This window comes from Nocardioides anomalus, assembly GCF_011046535.1.
GTDB classification, from domain to species: domain Bacteria; phylum Actinomycetota; class Actinomycetes; order Propionibacteriales; family Nocardioidaceae; genus Nocardioides; species Nocardioides anomalus.
In genome coordinates, this window is the sequence record NZ_CP049257.1 from 3,455,784 (window position 1) to 3,470,724 (window position 14,941).

Annotated in this window: 13 protein-coding genes; 6 read left to right on the top strand and 7 right to left on the bottom strand. The window is 72.7% G+C overall.

Annotation, left to right across the window (positions count from 1 at the left end):
* Positions 1 to 83: 83 nt before the first annotated feature.
* Positions 84 to 1,430 (bottom strand): PhoH family protein, encoded by a 1,347-nt coding sequence (locus tag G5V58_RS17400; RefSeq protein ID WP_407939633.1) that lies wholly within the window; start codon positions 1,428 to 1,430, stop codon positions 84 to 86.
* 280 nt (positions 1,431 to 1,710) lie between these two features.
* Entirely contained in the window at positions 1,711 to 2,484 is a 774-nt protein-coding gene (locus G5V58_RS17405) for an isoprenyl transferase (protein ID WP_230486709.1), read from the bottom strand.
* A gap of 103 nt (positions 2,485 to 2,587) precedes the next feature.
* Between G5V58_RS17405 and trhA the strand changes: the two genes are divergently transcribed.
* Positions 2,588 to 3,307: a PAQR family membrane homeostasis protein TrhA gene (gene trhA, locus G5V58_RS17410; RefSeq protein ID WP_165235510.1), complete on the top strand. Its 720-nt coding sequence runs from the start codon at positions 2,588 to 2,590 to the stop codon at positions 3,305 to 3,307.
* 10 nt (positions 3,308 to 3,317) lie between these two features.
* On the opposite strand, the gene G5V58_RS17415 is transcribed toward trhA, so the two are convergent.
* Both G5V58_RS17415 and G5V58_RS17420 read right to left on the bottom strand, forming a co-directional pair.
* On the bottom strand, positions 3,318 to 4,817 hold the full coding sequence (locus tag G5V58_RS17415; protein WP_165235513.1) for an aldehyde dehydrogenase family protein: 1,500 nt from the start codon (positions 4,815 to 4,817) through the stop codon (positions 3,318 to 3,320).
* On the bottom strand, positions 4,814 to 6,403 hold the full coding sequence (locus tag G5V58_RS17420; RefSeq protein WP_165235516.1) for a GMC family oxidoreductase: 1,590 nt from the start codon (positions 6,401 to 6,403) through the stop codon (positions 4,814 to 4,816). Before G5V58_RS17420 ends, G5V58_RS17415 begins: the two co-directional genes overlap by 4 nt.
* Before the next feature lie 79 nt (positions 6,404 to 6,482).
* On the opposite strand from G5V58_RS17420, the gene G5V58_RS17425 reads away from it, so the two are divergent.
* Positions 6,483 to 7,604, top strand: a complete 1,122-nt coding sequence (locus G5V58_RS17425; RefSeq protein WP_230486710.1) for a serine hydrolase domain-containing protein — start codon at positions 6,483 to 6,485, stop codon at positions 7,602 to 7,604.
* A gap of 413 nt (positions 7,605 to 8,017) precedes the next feature.
* Here the strand turns inward: G5V58_RS17425 and G5V58_RS17430 are convergent, their stop codons facing one another.
* From G5V58_RS17430 to G5V58_RS17440, 3 genes are all read right to left on the bottom strand, one after another.
* Entirely contained in the window at positions 8,018 to 9,997 is a 1,980-nt protein-coding gene (locus G5V58_RS17430; protein ID WP_165235521.1) for a thioredoxin domain-containing protein, read from the bottom strand.
* Positions 9,998 to 10,134: 137 nt separating this feature from the next.
* A complete protein-coding gene (locus G5V58_RS17435; RefSeq protein ID WP_165235523.1) occupies positions 10,135 to 11,022 on the bottom strand; it encodes a phosphotransferase enzyme family protein in 888 nt (295 codons plus the stop codon).
* Complete coding sequence (locus tag G5V58_RS17440) at positions 11,019 to 12,425, bottom strand: hypothetical protein (RefSeq protein WP_165235525.1); 1,407 nt, start codon at positions 12,423 to 12,425, stop codon at positions 11,019 to 11,021. Before G5V58_RS17440 ends, G5V58_RS17435 begins: the two co-directional genes overlap by 4 nt.
* 149 nt (positions 12,426 to 12,574) lie before the next feature.
* Between G5V58_RS17440 and G5V58_RS17445 the strand changes: the two genes are divergently transcribed.
* The 4 genes from G5V58_RS17445 to G5V58_RS17460 all read left to right on the top strand — a co-directional run bounded on the left by G5V58_RS17445 (position 12,575) and on the right by G5V58_RS17460 (position 14,934).
* A complete protein-coding gene (locus G5V58_RS17445) occupies positions 12,575 to 12,994 on the top strand; it encodes a nuclear transport factor 2 family protein (RefSeq protein ID WP_165235527.1) in 420 nt (139 codons plus the stop codon).
* Positions 12,991 to 13,788, top strand: coding sequence for a thioesterase family protein (locus tag G5V58_RS17450; protein ID WP_165235529.1), 798 nt, complete (start codon positions 12,991 to 12,993; stop codon positions 13,786 to 13,788). Before G5V58_RS17445 ends, G5V58_RS17450 begins: the two co-directional genes overlap by 4 nt.
* A 31-nt stretch (positions 13,789 to 13,819) precedes the next feature.
* A complete protein-coding gene (locus G5V58_RS17455) occupies positions 13,820 to 13,987 on the top strand; it encodes a hypothetical protein (protein WP_165235531.1) in 168 nt (55 codons plus the stop codon).
* Between the two features lie 122 nt (positions 13,988 to 14,109).
* Positions 14,110 to 14,934: an amidohydrolase family protein gene (locus G5V58_RS17460; protein ID WP_165235534.1), complete on the top strand. Its 825-nt coding sequence runs from the start codon at positions 14,110 to 14,112 to the stop codon at positions 14,932 to 14,934.
* Positions 14,935 to 14,941: the final 7 nt, after the last annotated feature.

A 14,941-nucleotide genomic window follows, 5' to 3' on the forward strand; every position in this document is an offset into this window, starting at 1 on the left:
ACACCGGCCCCGCGAGGTGGCAAGATTCACCGGCCAGCCGGTGAAACTGGACCGCCCCGCCGGGCCGGCGGTGGCCAGCAGGCTCAGAGTGTGACGTTCTCCAGCATCTCGGTGACCAGGGCCGCGATCGGGCTCCGCTCGGAGCGGGTGAGCGTGACGTGCGCGAAGAGCGGGTGGCCCTTGAGCTTCTCCACCACCGCGACGACGCCGTCGTGCCGGCCCACCCGCAGGTTGTCGCGCTGGGCGACGTCGTGGGTGAGCACGACCTTGGAGTTGGCCCCGATCCGCGACAGCACGGTGAGCAGGACGTTGCGCTCCAGCGACTGGGCCTCGTCGACGATGACGTAGGAATCGTGCAGCGAGCGGCCGCGGATGTGGGTGAGCGGCAGCACCTCGAGCATCCCGCGGGCCAGGATCTCCTCGATCACCTCGCGCGAGGTGACGGCGCCGAGGGTGTCGAAGACCGCCTGGCCCCAGGGGCCCATCTTCTCGGCCTCGGAGCCGGGCAGGTAGCCGAGCTCCTGGCCGCCGACCGCGAACAGTGGCCGGAAGACCACGACCTTCTTGTGCTCGTTGCGCTCCAGGGTCGCCTCGAGGCCGGCGCACAGCGCCAGCGCGGACTTGCCGGTGCCGGCCCGGCCACCCAGGGAGACGATCCCGACCTCAGGGTCGAGGAGCAGCTCGAGGGCGATCCGCTGCTCGGCGGAGCGGCCGTGGATGCCGAAGGCGTCCCGGTCGCCGCGCACCAGGTGGACCTGCTTGTCCGCGCCCACGCGGCCCAGCGCCGTACCCCGCTCGGAGAGCAGCACCAGCCCGGAGTGGCACGGCAGGTCGCGGGCTGCCTCGAGGTCGAGGGTGCCGTCGTCGTACAGCTCGTCGAGGTCGCCGGCCGCCACCTCCAGCTCGGCCATCCCGGAATAGCCGGGGTCGGACTCGCTGATGGTCTCGCCGCGGTACTCCTCGGCGTCCAGACCCACCGCCGAGGCCTTGATGCGCAGCGGCAGGTCCTTGCTGACCAGGGTCACCTGGTAGCCCTCGGCGGCCAGGTTGTGGGCCACCGCGAGGATCCGGGTGTCGTTGTCGCCGAGCCGGAAGCCCGAGGGCAGCGTGTCGGCGTCGGTGTGGTTGAGCTCGACGCGGATGGTGCCGCCGTGCTCCCCCACCGGCACCGGCTCGTCGAGGCGGCCGTGGGTGATGCGGAGCTCGTCGAGTACGCGGAGCGCCGTACGGGCGAAGTACCCCAGCTCCGGGTGGTGCCGCTTGCCCTCGAGCTCGGTGATCACGACCACCGGGAGGACGACCTCGTGCTCCTCGAAGCGCCGCAGCGCCCCGGGGTCGGCCAGCAGGACGCTGGTGTCGAGGACGTAGGTGCGGACACCCGTCGGAGCGGGAGCCTGGCTGGACGAGCTGGCCTTGATCGGCACGGTCACCCCTCGCTGACCGGCGCGCGCACTCCTCGCCCCGGTCCTGGACTCAGCTGCTGCTGTCGGACCGGGAGGGAGCCCGAAGGCCGGAGTGCCGGCCCCCACCCACCGCCGGCGCGCGGCCGGTCGTGGTGTGGATCTTCGCTAGCGCCAAGGTTCGGGCCTCCCGATACGGCGGGCTTCCCCACCCGCCGATGGCCCAGAACGTACGCCGGGCGACGGGTCCGTCCGGTGCGACACGCCCGGCCGCGAGGTGAAGAGCGTGTGACGTCCAGACGTCGGGCGGCTACGCCCCGTAGCGCCGCTCGCGCAGGGCGTACGCGCGGATGGCGCGCAGGAAGTCCACGCGCCGGAAGTCGGGCCAGTAGGCCTCGCAGAAGTAGAACTCGCTCTTGGCGCTCTGCCACAGCAGGAAGCCGCCGAGCCGCTGCTCACCGGAGGTGCGGATCACCAGGTCCGGGTCGGGCTGACCCTTGGTGTAGAGGTGCTCGGCGATGTGCTCGACGTCGATGATCTGGGCCAGCTCCTCCAGCGAGGTGCCGCGGCTGGCGTGCTCGCTGAGCAGGGAGCGGACGGCGTCGGCGATCTCGCGGCGCCCGCCGTACCCGACGGCGACGTTGACGAGCATCCCGTCCACGTCGCGGGTGGCCTCCTCGGCGGCCTTGAGCTTCTCGGCGGTCGAGGACGGCAGCAGGTCCAGGGCGCCGACCGGGTGCAGCCGCCAGCGGCGCCGCTCGGCCAGCGACTCCACCGTGGCCTCGATGATGTCCATGAGCGAGGCCAGCTCGTCGGAGGGCCGGTTGAGGTTGTCGGTGGACAGCAGCCAGAGGGTGACGACCTCGATGCCGACCTCGTCGCACCAGCCGAGGAGCGGCTCGATGTTGTCGGCGCCGGCCTGGTGGCCGTGGGCGGTGTCGCGGCCCACCGAGCGGGCCCAGCGGCGGTTGCCGTCGAGCATCACGCCGACGTGCTTGGGCAGGCTGTCCGGCATCCGGCGCAGGACGCGGGCCTCGTAGGCGGGGTAGACGACCCGCCGCAGGCCACGCTTCCAGTCCACCACTCTCCGATGGTAACGACGATCGGGCGTGACGTTCCCCGCACGGGCCGCGCACCTTCGCCGCACCTTCATCCGACCCTCAGGGAAGACCGGTACCTTCACGGACATGAGCAACCCGGTCTCCGACGCCGTCCGCGCGGGCATCGAGGAGCTGAGGGACGACCTCCGAGAGCTCAAGCCCAAGCTGCGCGGGTGGCTGCACCTGTCCACCGCACCCCTGACCCTGGCCGGCGGGATCGTGCTGATCGCGCTGTCGCCGACCACCACCACCAAGATCGGCTCGGCGGTCTTCACGCTGTCCGCGCTGGTGCTGTTCACCGTCTCGGCGATCTACCACACCGGGACCTGGTCACCGCGGGTCTGGGCGTTCCTGCGCCGCTTCGACCACTCCAACATCTTCCTGCTCATCGCCGGCTCCTACACGCCGTTCAGCCTGCTGCTGCTCCACGGCACGGCCGAGGTCGCCCTGCTGACCACGGTGTGGACCGGCGCCGTGCTCGGCGTGCTGTTCCGGATCTTCTGGACCGACGCCCCGCGCTGGCTCTACGTCCCCATCTACATCGCGCTCGGCTGGGCCGCGATCTTCTTCATCCCGGCCTTCTTCGAGGGCGCCACGGCGCTCGGCCTCGGCGTGGGCATCGCGGTCTTCGTGCTGATCCTCACCGGCGGCGCGCTCTACACGCTGGGCGGCGTGGTCTACGGCCTCAAGCGCCCCGACCCCTCACCGCGCTGGTTCGGCTTCCACGAGGTCTTCCACTCCTTCACCGTCGCCGCCTTCGCCAGCCACTACGTCGGCGTCAGCCTGGCGACGTACGCCCTGCGCTGACCCACACGCCCTAGGGCTTGCCGATCGTCGTCCCGCGCCCGTGCAGGACGGTGAGCAGCGAGGCGAGCTGCTGGTCGGCCTGGGCCGTCCGGTTGAACGTCGTGAGCGCGAGCAGCGGCTTGAACCGCTGCCGGGCGATGGCCTTGGCGAAGGTGAACTCCTTGAGCCCGTCGGCGCCGTGGATGCGGCCGAAGCCGGAGTCGCCGACCCCGCCGAACGGCAGCGAGGGGACCGCGGCGAAGGTGATGACGCCGTTGACCGCGGTCATGCCGGAGCGGATGCGTGAGGCCAGCTCCATGCCGCGCGCCTTGGAGAACACGGTCGAGCCGAGGCCGTAGCGGGTGGAGTTGGCGAGCCGGACGGCCTCGTCCATGTCCGCGACCTTGCGGACGGTGACGGTGGGCCCGAAGGTCTCCTCCTGCACGGCCTCGGACTCCTCCGGGACGTCGACCAGGACCGTCGGCTGCACGAACCGCTCCCCCACGGCGTCGGCGCCGCCGACCAGGGCCCGGCCGCCGCGGGCCAGGGCGTCGGTGATGTGGCGGCGGATGACGTCGAGCTGCTTGGGCATGGTGATCGGCCCGATGGGGCTGTCGTCGCCGTCGTGGGCCTCGAGTCGCGAGGCGGCGCGGGTCAGCTCGTCGAGGAACGTGTCGTAGACGCGCTCGTGCACGTAGACCCGCTCCACGCCGGTGCAGGTCTGCCCGGCGTTGGCGGCCGCACCCCACAGGGCGGCGTCGGCCGCGGCCGCCACGTCGGCGTCCTCGTCGACGAGCAGCGCGTCCTTGCCGCCGGCCTCGATGACCACCGGGGTGAGGGTGGCGGCGCAGGCGGCCATCACCTTCTTGCCGGTGGCGGTGGAGCCGGTGAACGCGACCTTGTCCACGCCGGCGGCGCACAGGGCCGCGCCGGTCTCGCCGAAGCCGGTGACGACCGAGAGGACCGGCCGTCCGACCGACTCCAGGAAGGTCCGGGCCAGCCACTCGGCCACGCCGGGGGTGTACTCCGACGGCTTGAAGACCACGGCGTTCCCGGCCGCCAGCGCGTAGCCGATCGAGCCCATCGGGGTGAAGACCGGGTAGTTCCACGGGCCGATCACGCCGACGACGCCGAGCGGCTGGTACTCGAGGTACGCCGCCTGGTTGGCCATCAGCAGCCCGCTGGGGACCTTGCGCCGCTTGAGCACCTTCTCGGCGTGCGAGGCCGCCCACGCGAGGTGGTCGATGGCCAGCGCGCACTCGAGCATGGCGTCGCCGTGCGGCTTGCCGGTCTCCTGGTGCATCAGGTCGGCCAGCTGCGCGACCCGGCGGGTCATCGCGCCCTTCCAGGTCTGCAGGTGCCGCTCGCGCTCGTCGAAGCCCAGCGCGCCCCACCAGGCCGCCTCGGTCCGGGCGCGCTCGACGGTGGCGTGCACCTCCTCGGCGGTGTGCACCGGGTGGGTGCCGACGACGTCGCCGGTGCGCGGGTCGAGCGACTCGAAGGTGGTGGCCGGGGCCTCGGTGGTGGTCACGCGCTCTCCTTGATCAGGTCGGCCGCCTTCTCGGCGATCATGATGGTCGGGGCGTTGGTGTTGCCGCGCACGACGGCCGGCATCACCGAGGCGTCCACGACACGCAGCCCCGCGACGCCGCGCACCTCGAGCGTCGGCGAGACGACCGCGTCCTCGCCGGAGCCCATCGCACACGTCGAGGTCGGGTGGTAGAGCGTCTGCGCCCACGTCCGGGCGTGCTCGACCAGGTCCTCGTCGGACGGCGACTCGGGCAGCTGCCACGGCTTCCCGACGTACGCCGCCAGCGCGCCCTGGGTGCAGATCTCGAAGGTGCGCCGCAGCCCGGCCAGCATGGCGTCGAGATCGGCCTGGTCGTCGAAGTACGCCGCGTCGATGGCGGGCTGCCACGACGGGTCGGCCGAGCGCAGCCGCAGGGTGCCGCGCGAGGCGACCGAGACCAGCGTCGGCGCGGCGGTGACCATGGCGTGGTGGGGCTCGTGCAGGCCGTTGTCGTAGAAGCCGGCCGGAGCCATGTGGATCTGCAGGTCGGGCGCGGCCAGGCCGTCGCGGGAGGCGAAGAACGCGCCGGCCTCGCCGATGTTGGAGGCCAGCGGGCCGGTGCCCCGCGCCTTCCAGCGCACGAAGTTGCGCAGGTTGTTGAGCTGGGCCAGGTCGGTGACGCCGTGGGTGTGCCAGATCAACGGCACCGCGGGGTGGTCCTGGAGGTTGGCGCCGACCCCGGCCAGGTCGACGCGGGACTCGACCCCGACGTCGCGCAGGTGCGCGGCCGGGCCGATGCCGGAGAGCATCAGCAGCTGCGGGCTGTTGACGGCGCCGCCGCAGAGCAGGACCTCGCGGCGCGCGGAGACGGTGTGCGTGCCTGCGCCCTGCCGGAAGGTCACGCCGGTGGCCCGGTCGCCGTCCAGCACCAGCGCGGTGGCGAAGGCCCCGGTCGCGACGGTGAGGTTGCTCCGTGACCGCGCCGGCTTGAGGTAGCCCTCGTCGGTCGACCAGCGCCGCCCGCCCTTGCACGTGACCTGGTACTGCCCCGCGCCCTCCTGGCTCACGCCGTTGAAGTCGTCGGTCGGCTTGAGCCCAGCCGAGACCGCGCTGTCCACGAAGGCCGAGCTCAGCTCGTGGGTGTAGACGCGGTCCTCCACCCACAGCGGCCCGTCCTGGCCGTGCAGTGGCCCGCCCAGCCGGGCGTTGTGCTCGGCCCTGGTGAAGTAGGGCAGCACGTCCTCGAAGCCCCACCCGGTCGCGCCGTACTGGTCGCGCCAGGTGTCGTAGTCGAGCCGGTTGCCGCGGATGTAGATCATCGCGTTCATCGACGAGCAGCCGCCCAGGGCCTTCATCCGCGGCCAGTACGCCGCGCGCCCGTGCAGCTGCTTCTGCTCGGTGGTCGTGTAGTTCCAGTCCCACCGCGTCTTGAACAGCGACGCGAACGCCGCCGGGATGTGGACCTCGTCGACGTCGCACTCGCCGCCGGCCTCGAGCAGCAGCACCGAGCGGCCCGGGTCCTCGGAGAGTCGGGCGGCCAGCACCGCCCCGGCGCTGCCCGCCCCGACGATCACGTAGTCGTAGCTGTCGGCCCGCTCACCCGCCATGGACCGAACCTACTCCGGGTGTCGAGGGGCCCCGCCGGGTCGGTGGCGGCGCGTGGAACGTGTTCCTAGTCTGGGCTCCGTGACCGTCTCCGGGAGCTGTCAGGACGCCTTCGAGCCGCTGCGCGAGCTGCTCGCCGCCCACCTCGCCGACGGCACCGATCTCGGCGCCTCGGTGGCGGTGGTGCACGACGGCGAGCTGGTCGTCGACCTCTGGGGCGGCGAGGCCCGACCCGGTGTCCCGTGGGTCGAGGACACCCTGGTCATGGTGTGGTCGGTGAGCAAGACGATGGCCGCGCTGACCACGCTGCTGCTGGTCGACCGCGGCGACCTCGACCTCGACGCCCCGGTCGCGTCGTACTGGCCGGAGTTCTCCAGCCCCGACGTGCTGGTGCGCCACCTGCTCGCGCACACGTCCGGGTACGCCGGGTGGAGCGAGCCCCTCGACGTGCCGGCCCTGCTCGACCTCGAGCGGGCGGAGGCGGCGCTGGCCGCGCAGCAGCCGTGGTGGCCGCCGGGGCAGGGGTCGGGCTACCACATGATCAGCTACGGCCACCTGCTCGACGGGCTGGTGCGTGCGGCGACCGGCGTCCCGCTGGCCGAGCAGTTCCGCACCCTCCTCGCCGAGCCGCTCGGCGCCGACTTCCACCTCGGCGCGGGCCCGGACGTGCTGGCCCGGGTCGCCGACCTGGTGCCGCCCACGTCGTCCTCGCTGGACGTGGCCGCCCTGCCGGAGGGCAACCACCTCATCGCCACCATCACCAACCCGCTGCTGTCCGAGCCCGACTTCAACGGCGCGGCGTTCCGCGGCGCCGGGCTCGGCGGAGTCGGTGGGCTGGGCAACGCGCGCTCGATCGCGCGGATCCAGTGCGCGGTCTCGCACGGCGGCGCGGTCGACGGCGTCCGGCTGCTGTCCGAGCACACCCTCGACCGGGTCCTCGAGGTCCAGGCCGACGGGCTCGACCAGGTGCTGGCCGTGCCGCTGACGTGGGGCACCGGCTACGCACTGCCCAGTCCCGGCGCCGCCCCCGCGGTGCCCGAGGGCCGGGTGTGCTGGTGGACCGGCTGGGGCGGCTCGATCGTGGTCAACGACCTGGACCGGCGCACGACCTTCGCCTACGCCATGAACCGGATGGAGGACCACATGACCTCCTCGGCGCGGACCGACGCCTACGTCCGCACCGCCTTCGCCTGCTTACCGTGAGCGCACCGGTCACCGGCTGCGTCATCGGCGCCGGCTGCTCGGGCAGCACCACGGCCAAGCGGCTCCGGGGCCACGGCGTCGCCTACGACCAGTTCGAGCTCTCCGGGCGACGCCGGCGGGAGCTGACGTCCGCAGCCACCGACCCCGGCACGACCACGCCGAGGGGCAGGCGCTGGCCGCCTCCCGCGGGCCGATCCGGACCCTCGCCGGGACCATGAGCCCTACGGGTTGCCCGAGCCCGACCGCGAGCCGCTCGCGGCGCACCCGTCGGTCTCGGCGGACTTCCTCACCGAGGCCGATTCGTGCGCCATCCGCATGGTTCCGGAATCGTTTCGTTCCAGAACCGAACCGTTCAGCTCGTGAACGGCTTACGACGCCGCCCCGCGCCACACCCTGCAGATCGACGTCGGCCGCTACGGCGTGGACCTCGTGGCCGAGCTCGAGGCGGGCCGGGAGCGGGCGATGTCCTCGGGCTCGGTGACCGGTCGCTCGCAGACGAACCCGCGGCAGACGTAGGCCGCGGCCCTCCCCTGCACGGGCGTGCGCCCCTCGAGGAGGGGCACGTCGGACCGCGGGCCGTCGGCGACCAGCACCACGGCGCCGGGGAGGGCGCGCGCCGCGACCTCGAGCGCGTCGCGGTCCGGGCCGGCCGGTCCGACCACCGCCACCTCGAGCGGGCCGCCGTCGACCAGGGTCTGCGCGGCGGCCAGCGACCACCCGGCGAAGCGCGGCGCGCGCTCGGCCAGCGTGGCCACCGTGGCCAGCGCCTCCTCGGCGGCGTCGCGGTAGCGGCCCTCGCCGGTGACCGCGTGCGCCGTGACCAGCGCGTGGACGATGGACGACAAGCCCGAGGGTGAGGCGTTGTCGCTCGGGTCGCGGGGCCGGGCCACGAGCGCCTCGGCGTCGACCGCGGTGTCGAAGAAGCCGCCGTCCGGCGCCCGGAACCGCTCCAGCGCGTCGTCCAGCAGGTGCCGCGCGCGCTCCAGCCAGACCGCCTCGCCCGTCGCCTGGAGCAGCGCGAGGAACCCCGACGCCACGCACCCGTGGTCCTCGAGCACGCCGGCCGGCGTACCGACCACGCCGTCGCGCGAGACCCGCCGCAGGCGCCCGTCGACCACGTGCACGCCCCAGAGCAGCTCGCCCGCCTCGACCGCCGGCGCGACCCAGCGCCGGTCGTGGAGGGCCGCGTCGCACAGCCCGGCGATGGCCAGGCCGTTCCAGGCCGCGACCACCTTGTCGTCGCGCGCCGGCCGGACCCGCGCGGCACGGGCCTCCAGCAGGGCGGCCCGGACCCGCTCGAAGCGCTCGGGGTCGTCCGGCTCGACCAGCCGCTGGAGGACCGACGAGCCGTGCTCGAAGGTGCCGCCCTCGGTGACCTCGAACGCGCTCGCCGCCCAGGCGCCGTCGTCCGGGCCGAGCACGTCGGCCAGCTCGGCCGGCGTCCAGACGTAGAACCTGCCCTCCACGCCCTCGCTGTCGGCGTCCAGCGCCGAGGCGAACCCGCCCTCGGCCGTCCGCAGCTCGCGGACCAGGAACTGCGCGGTCTCCTCGGCGATGCGCGTGCCGAGCGGACCGCCCCACCGCGCGTACAGCCCGAGCAGCTGGGCGTTGTCGTAGAGCATCTTCTCGAAGTGCGGCACCACCCAGGCGTCGTCGACCGAGTAGCGCGCGAAGCCGCCGGCCAGCTGGTCGTAGATGCCGCCCCGGGCCATCGCCTCCAGCGTGTGCGGCAGCGCGCGGTCCTCGCCGCGGCGGCGCAGCCACTCCAGGACCATCGACGGCGGGAACTTCGGCGCGCCACCGAACCCACCCCGCACCGCGTCGTGCTCCGAGACCAGCAGCGCGGCCGCCGCGTCCAGCGTCTCGGCCGTGATCGTCCCGGCGGCCAGCGCCACCCCCCGCCCCAGGTGCTCGCGCAGCCGCCCCGCCACCTGCTGCACCTCCTCGGGCCGCGTGGTCCACGCGTCGGACAGCGCCTCGAGCACCTGCCGGAAGCTCGGCTGCCCCATCCGCGGCCGGTCCGGGAAGTAGGTGCCCGCGAAGAACGGGCTGCCCTCGTGGTCCAGCACGCACGTCATCGGCCACCCGCCGTGCCCGGTCATCGACGTGGTCGCGTCCATGTAGACCGCGTCCACGTCCGGCCGCTCCTCGCGGTCGACCTTGATCGAGACGAAGTGCTCGTTGAGGTACGCCGCCGTCGCCTCGTCCTCGAACGACTCGTGCGCCATCACGTGGCACCAGTGGCACGCGGCGTACCCCACGCTCAACAGCACCGGCACCCCCCGCCGCCGAGCCTCAGCGAACGCCTCCGGCCCCCACTCCCACCAGTCGACCGGGTTGTCGGCGTGCTGGAGGAGGTACGGCGAGGTCGCGTCCCGGAGGCGGTTGGCCATGGCCCCAGCGTGTCAGGGGTGAGGTGAGGGGTGAGTGCGCGGCCGGTGCGGGCACCGGGCCGGCGTGGCCGGTGACCTCGCGTCACCGCAGCATGCGGGACTTCCGTCGCACGCCCACGTCGGCCGAGCTCTGGAGGTCAGATCGCAGACCAAGGCGCCAGCGGCGCCTCCGGCTCGAGGAAGTACGCCAAGCGCGTGCGCACCTCCTCCTCGACCTGTGGCGTCCGTTGCAGTGTCAGCAGCCAGCTGAACATGAACATCGCGCGCAGCTTGAGCAGCTCGGTCCAGGGTCCCCATTCCCTGAGGTCGTAGCCGTAACGGTGGGCGAACGTGAGCCATTCAGCGTCGTCCTGACCGAACAGCACGACTCCCGCCAGCGGCTCGACGAGGTCCCACTCGCGGGGTCCGCGTGCGATCCGGTCGAAGTCGATGAGGTGCGGGCCCGAAGAGTCGACCAGGACGTTCCCCTCGTGGATGTCTCCGTGGATCGGTCCCCGCGGCAAGACGAAGTCGACGTCGCGGACCTGGTTGACGAGGTGGTCCTTGACCTCTCGCAACTGGGCCAGCGCCTGCTCGGTGATGACACGGTCCGGCTCCATCTGGTCCATGCGCACGCCGAGCCGACCCAGCGGCTCCCACTCGGGCAGGGAGCCGTCGTAGTCGGCTGTCACGTCGTGGAACCGGCGCGCGAGCTCGGCGAGGTCCGCCATCGTCGGCTCGCGCACCTCGGCGATGCGCTCCCACACGGTCACCGGCTGACCGTCCACGACTCCCTGGTGCAGCAGGCGCGCCGTCGGGAAGGCCCGCGATCTCAGCCAGATCGCCAGGTCGACCTGTTGCTGGAGGAGATCGGTGTCGTAGTCACTGTCGGCCAGGCGCACGACGGTGTCGGCGGTCCGGAAGACCGCGTTGGTCCCCCACCGGACGAGGTGGAGCCCCTCGGCCGGCCGCTCCGCCTGGGCCAGCGCACGGAGCGCGAGGCTCTCGGCGCGGGCGACACCTGCGGACTGCGAATCGCCACTCATCCCAACAGCGCTTCGCGCACGTGTCGCCGCTCGCGAGCGCGTTCGACGCGGTACCAGAGGTGGAGGATCACGGCGATGACGACCGCTGCCCCGATGACGGTCCCCAGCGCGACGTAGAAGACCCAGTAGAACTGCACGTCCGTGATGGAGCGGTCGCTGTGCACCTCCGAACCGTTGATCCCGAAGAACCCGAAGACGATGCCCAGCGGCAGCGCGATCGTGGTGATGACGCCGAACGCCACGGATCGGACGACGCGGTTCCGCTCGTCGGCCCGACGTTCAGCAGCATGTCGGCGAGCCGCTTCAGCGCTCAGCGCCGAACCCAGCCTCTCCAGGATGGCCCCGACGGTCTGCACCTCGTTGGTGATGGACGCGCTCTCGAAGAGGTCCTCGTGGAAGTCGGTCACCCGCAGCGACGGAACGGTGGACGCGACGCGCTGGAAGGCCTCGACCCCGGCGCTGAGGTCCAGCTGGAGGCGGGCCATCCCCTGAGCGGACACCGCGAGGAGGGTCTGCTGGCGTCGCGTCGCAGTGGGACTCGAGTCGTGCTCAGGGGCGAGGAACCGGCGCGCTCGCATGAGTTCGGCGAACGCCTGCTCTCGCACGGCTCGCAGGGTCATCAACGCACCGACGAACAACATGCACGAGGTGAGGACGGCGTTCTCCACGTAGCCCTGGTTCCGCACCGTCACACCGACGTACGGACCGGTCGCCGCGAACGCAGCGCCGCGATTCGACTCGGGCGGCAGCTTGATGCGGTCCGAGAAGGCGGCGTAGGGCTCGTCGAAGCGGTAGATGAGGCTCGAGACCAGCTGCACGTTGACCCGGCCGTTGCCGCGCACCTGGTCCCACAGCCGCTCGTCGAGGTGGACGAGGTTGTACGTCTCGAGCCCCAAGCCGTCGAGCACCGGGGCGACGGCGTCGGGTGCGTACGTGAGCACGCCTTCCCACAGCGACTTCCCGTCGATGCGCACCCTGCGGTGGTGGAGGTCCTCCAGCAGCAGGATGAGCGCCGCGGGATCGCACTCGACCTCGACGGTGAGGGCCACCTCGACGAGGTTGTTGGGCAGGCGGATCAGCCAGAAACGGTTGCGCTGGACCAGCCCGTCGAAGTGCTCGAACTCGAGCGACTCGACCCGACTGCGGGCCAGGACGAAGGGGAACTGTCGCTGGCTGGCCCGGTAGGAAGCCTCCAGCCGGTCGAACTTCAGCGACGACCAGACCGGCGAGCCCAAGCCGTGCGATGCGGAGGCCACCGCGTCCTCGCTGGCCTCCACCGCGTACAGCACGGTCACCCGGTGGTGCGTGCGTGTGGCGATCGGGTCGTAGTCGAGCGGCGCGCGCCGCGGCTCGGGCTCAGGCGGTCCGGCCGTGGCTGCGACGACCGTCGGGTCCGCGGTCATGCTTCCTCCCCGTGAGGACCTCGTAGACCGCAGCATCGTAGGCGACGGGTCGCAGGGCTGCCCGTGCGCGGGCCTGGAGTCGCGAGAGGGATCTCGCGCCTGGAGCATGCCGGCACGGTCCCCGGTCGTCACTGAGGGATGCTGGGCTCGTGGCCCAGCGAGACGACGAGACCCAGATCGCCGCGGCGGTGCGCACGTTCTTCGATGCCTTCACCTCCGGCCCGGCGCCGGACGTCGCCCGACGGATGGTCGCCCTGCGCGAGGTGCTCCTGCCTCAGGCGCTGGTCGTCCGGACGTGCGGCGGCGAGCCGACGGCGTACGACGTGGAGGGGTTCATCGCCCCGCGCGAGGCCCTGCTCACCGACGGGACGCTGAGCGAGTTCCGTGAGTGGGAGGTCGAGGGGCGCACCGAGGTGTACGGCGACATCGCGCACCACTGGTGCACCTACGCCAAGGAGGGTGTGCAGGGCGGCGCGCCGATGAGCGGCCGCGGCGCCAAGACGCTGCAGCTGGTGCGGACCGGCGCCGGGTGGCGCATCAGCGCGGCGGCCTGGGACGACGAGCGGTGAACCTCCCCGAGGCCTACTACCTCCCGGTCGGGGACGACACGTTCGAGTCGACCGCGGCCACGACCAGCCCCTGGGACCTGGCGGCGCAGCACGGCGGGCCGCCGTCGGCGCTGCTGGCGCGGGCCGTGGACCGCACGACCGACGACCCGGGGTTCACCATCGCGCGGCTCACCGTGGACATGCTGGGCGCGATCCCGCAGGGGCGGGTGCGGACCGAGGCCGAGGTGGTGCGGCCCGGGCGGCGGGTCGAGATGGTCGCCGCTCGGCTGTACGTCGACGAGCGGCTCGCGTGCACCGCCACGGCCTGGCGGGTGCGGGAGGACCGCGAGTCGACGCGCCACCTGGTCGAGCCGCCCGCGGAGCTGCCACCCCTGCCCGAGGCCGAGGAGACGGCGTTCTTCGAGGGCGTGCCGCCGGAGTGGGGCTACGGACCGTCCGTGGACTGGCGCTTCGTCGAGGGCGGGTTCGCCGGTCCGGCCACCGGGCGGGCCCGGCTCTGGACCCGGGTCCGCATCCCGCTCGTCGCCGGCGAGGAGACCGCACCGCTGCACCGGCTCGTGGTCGTCGCCGACTCGACGAACGGCGTCTCGGCCCGCCTGCCGCTGCAGGAGTGGTGGTCGATCCCGAACACGCTCACCGTCACCGTGGAGCGCGTCCCCGACGAGGAGTGGATGTTCCTCGACGCCGCGACCGACCTGAGCCCGCACGGCCGCGGAGCCGCCCACGCCACCATGTCCGACCGGCACGGGGTGCTGGCGCACGTGGCCCAGCCACTGCTGGTGAGTCCTCGTTGACTTAAGTTGATTGACTAACTAGACTTTGATCATGCTCGCGCCAGAGGTCGACACCGTCCAGGCCCGTGAGGAGCGCCGCCGGCAGGCCGTGCTCCGCTACCGCCGCCACGTGCAGGAGCTGCTGCAGCGCCGCGAGGACCTGGCCGGCGTGTCCAAGCTGGCCGACCTGATGTCCGACGCGACGCGCTGGGCGGCCTGAGTCCCCGGTGCTGACCCGCGCGGGTCCCCGCGAGTCGCGTAACCGCGAACTTACGCGCTGAGCCGCGCTTCGTCTTCCCCGCGAAACCAACCGGAAACGGCGCACCGGGATCGTTCTGGGGCATGGCCCGCCCCGTCCTCGACGCCCACCGCCACATCGGCGTGCTGCCGGCGTACCCCTTCTACGGCGGGCCGGCCATCAGCGCCGACGTGACCGCGAAGGCGACGGTCGCCGAGCTCCTGGCCACCCTGGACGACGAGGGCGTCGAGCGCGCGCTCGTGCTGCCCAACTACGGCGTGCCGGACCCCGACGTCGCCTTCGCGCTCAACCACCTCGCCCTCGAGGCGGCCCAGGACGACGACCGGGTCCGCTGCGGGCTCTGGCTCTCGCCGAAGCAGTCCGACGCCGCCCGCAACGACGCGGCGCTCGCGCTGGCGGGCGAGGAGGGCGTCGCCGCGCTCAAGACCAGCTTCCTGCTCGGCGGCAGCCCGACCGACCCCGACTGTGCCGAGCAGTTGGACCGGATCTTCACCACTGCGGCCGAGCGCGACCTGGTGGTGCATGTGCACACCAGCCCCGGGGGCGCCTCCGACGTCGACCAGGTCGGCACGCTCGTCGAGAGGTACGGCGACGCCACCAAGATCCACCTGGTCCACCTCGGCGGCGGGATGAGCGGGCACATGAAGCTCATCGGCCACCGGCTCTTCGACTGGATCGAGGCCGGCAAGCGGGTCTACACCGACGCCAGCTGGTCGATCGGCTTCGCCGCCGGCTGGCTGGTCCAGGAGATCGAACGACGGGGGGTCGGCCACGACCGCGTGCTGTTCGCCACCGACACCCCCTGGGGCGACTTCGCCGGCGAGCACGCCCGCCTGGCCGCGGCCGCCGGCGACGGCGCGTTGGCCCAGGCGTTCTTCCACGACAACTTCTCGGCCCTCTACGGCTGAGCAGCAG

What these genes read in the sequence shown, in the direction of transcription:
- G5V58_RS17435 (WP_165235523.1), bottom strand. Translation starts at nt 11,022, where the DNA reads ATGAGTGGCGATTCGCAGTCCGCAGGTGTCGCCCGCGCCGAGAGCCTC.
- G5V58_RS17455 (WP_165235531.1), top strand. Translation starts at nt 13,820, where the DNA reads ATGCTCGCGCCAGAGGTCGACACCGTCCAGGCCCGTGAGGAGCGCCGC.
- G5V58_RS17430 (WP_165235521.1), bottom strand. Translation starts at nt 9,997, where the DNA reads ATGGCCAACCGCCTCCGGGACGCGACCTCGCCGTACCTCCTCCAGCAC.
- G5V58_RS17460 (WP_165235534.1), top strand. Translation starts at nt 14,110, where the DNA reads ATGGCCCGCCCCGTCCTCGACGCCCACCGCCACATCGGCGTGCTGCCG.
- G5V58_RS17420 (WP_165235516.1), bottom strand. Translation starts at nt 6,403, where the DNA reads ATGGCGGGTGAGCGGGCCGACAGCTACGACTACGTGATCGTCGGGGCG.
- trhA (WP_165235510.1), top strand. Translation starts at nt 2,588, where the DNA reads ATGAGCAACCCGGTCTCCGACGCCGTCCGCGCGGGCATCGAGGAGCTG.
- G5V58_RS17440 (WP_165235525.1), bottom strand. Translation starts at nt 12,425, where the DNA reads ATGACCGCGGACCCGACGGTCGTCGCAGCCACGGCCGGACCGCCTGAG.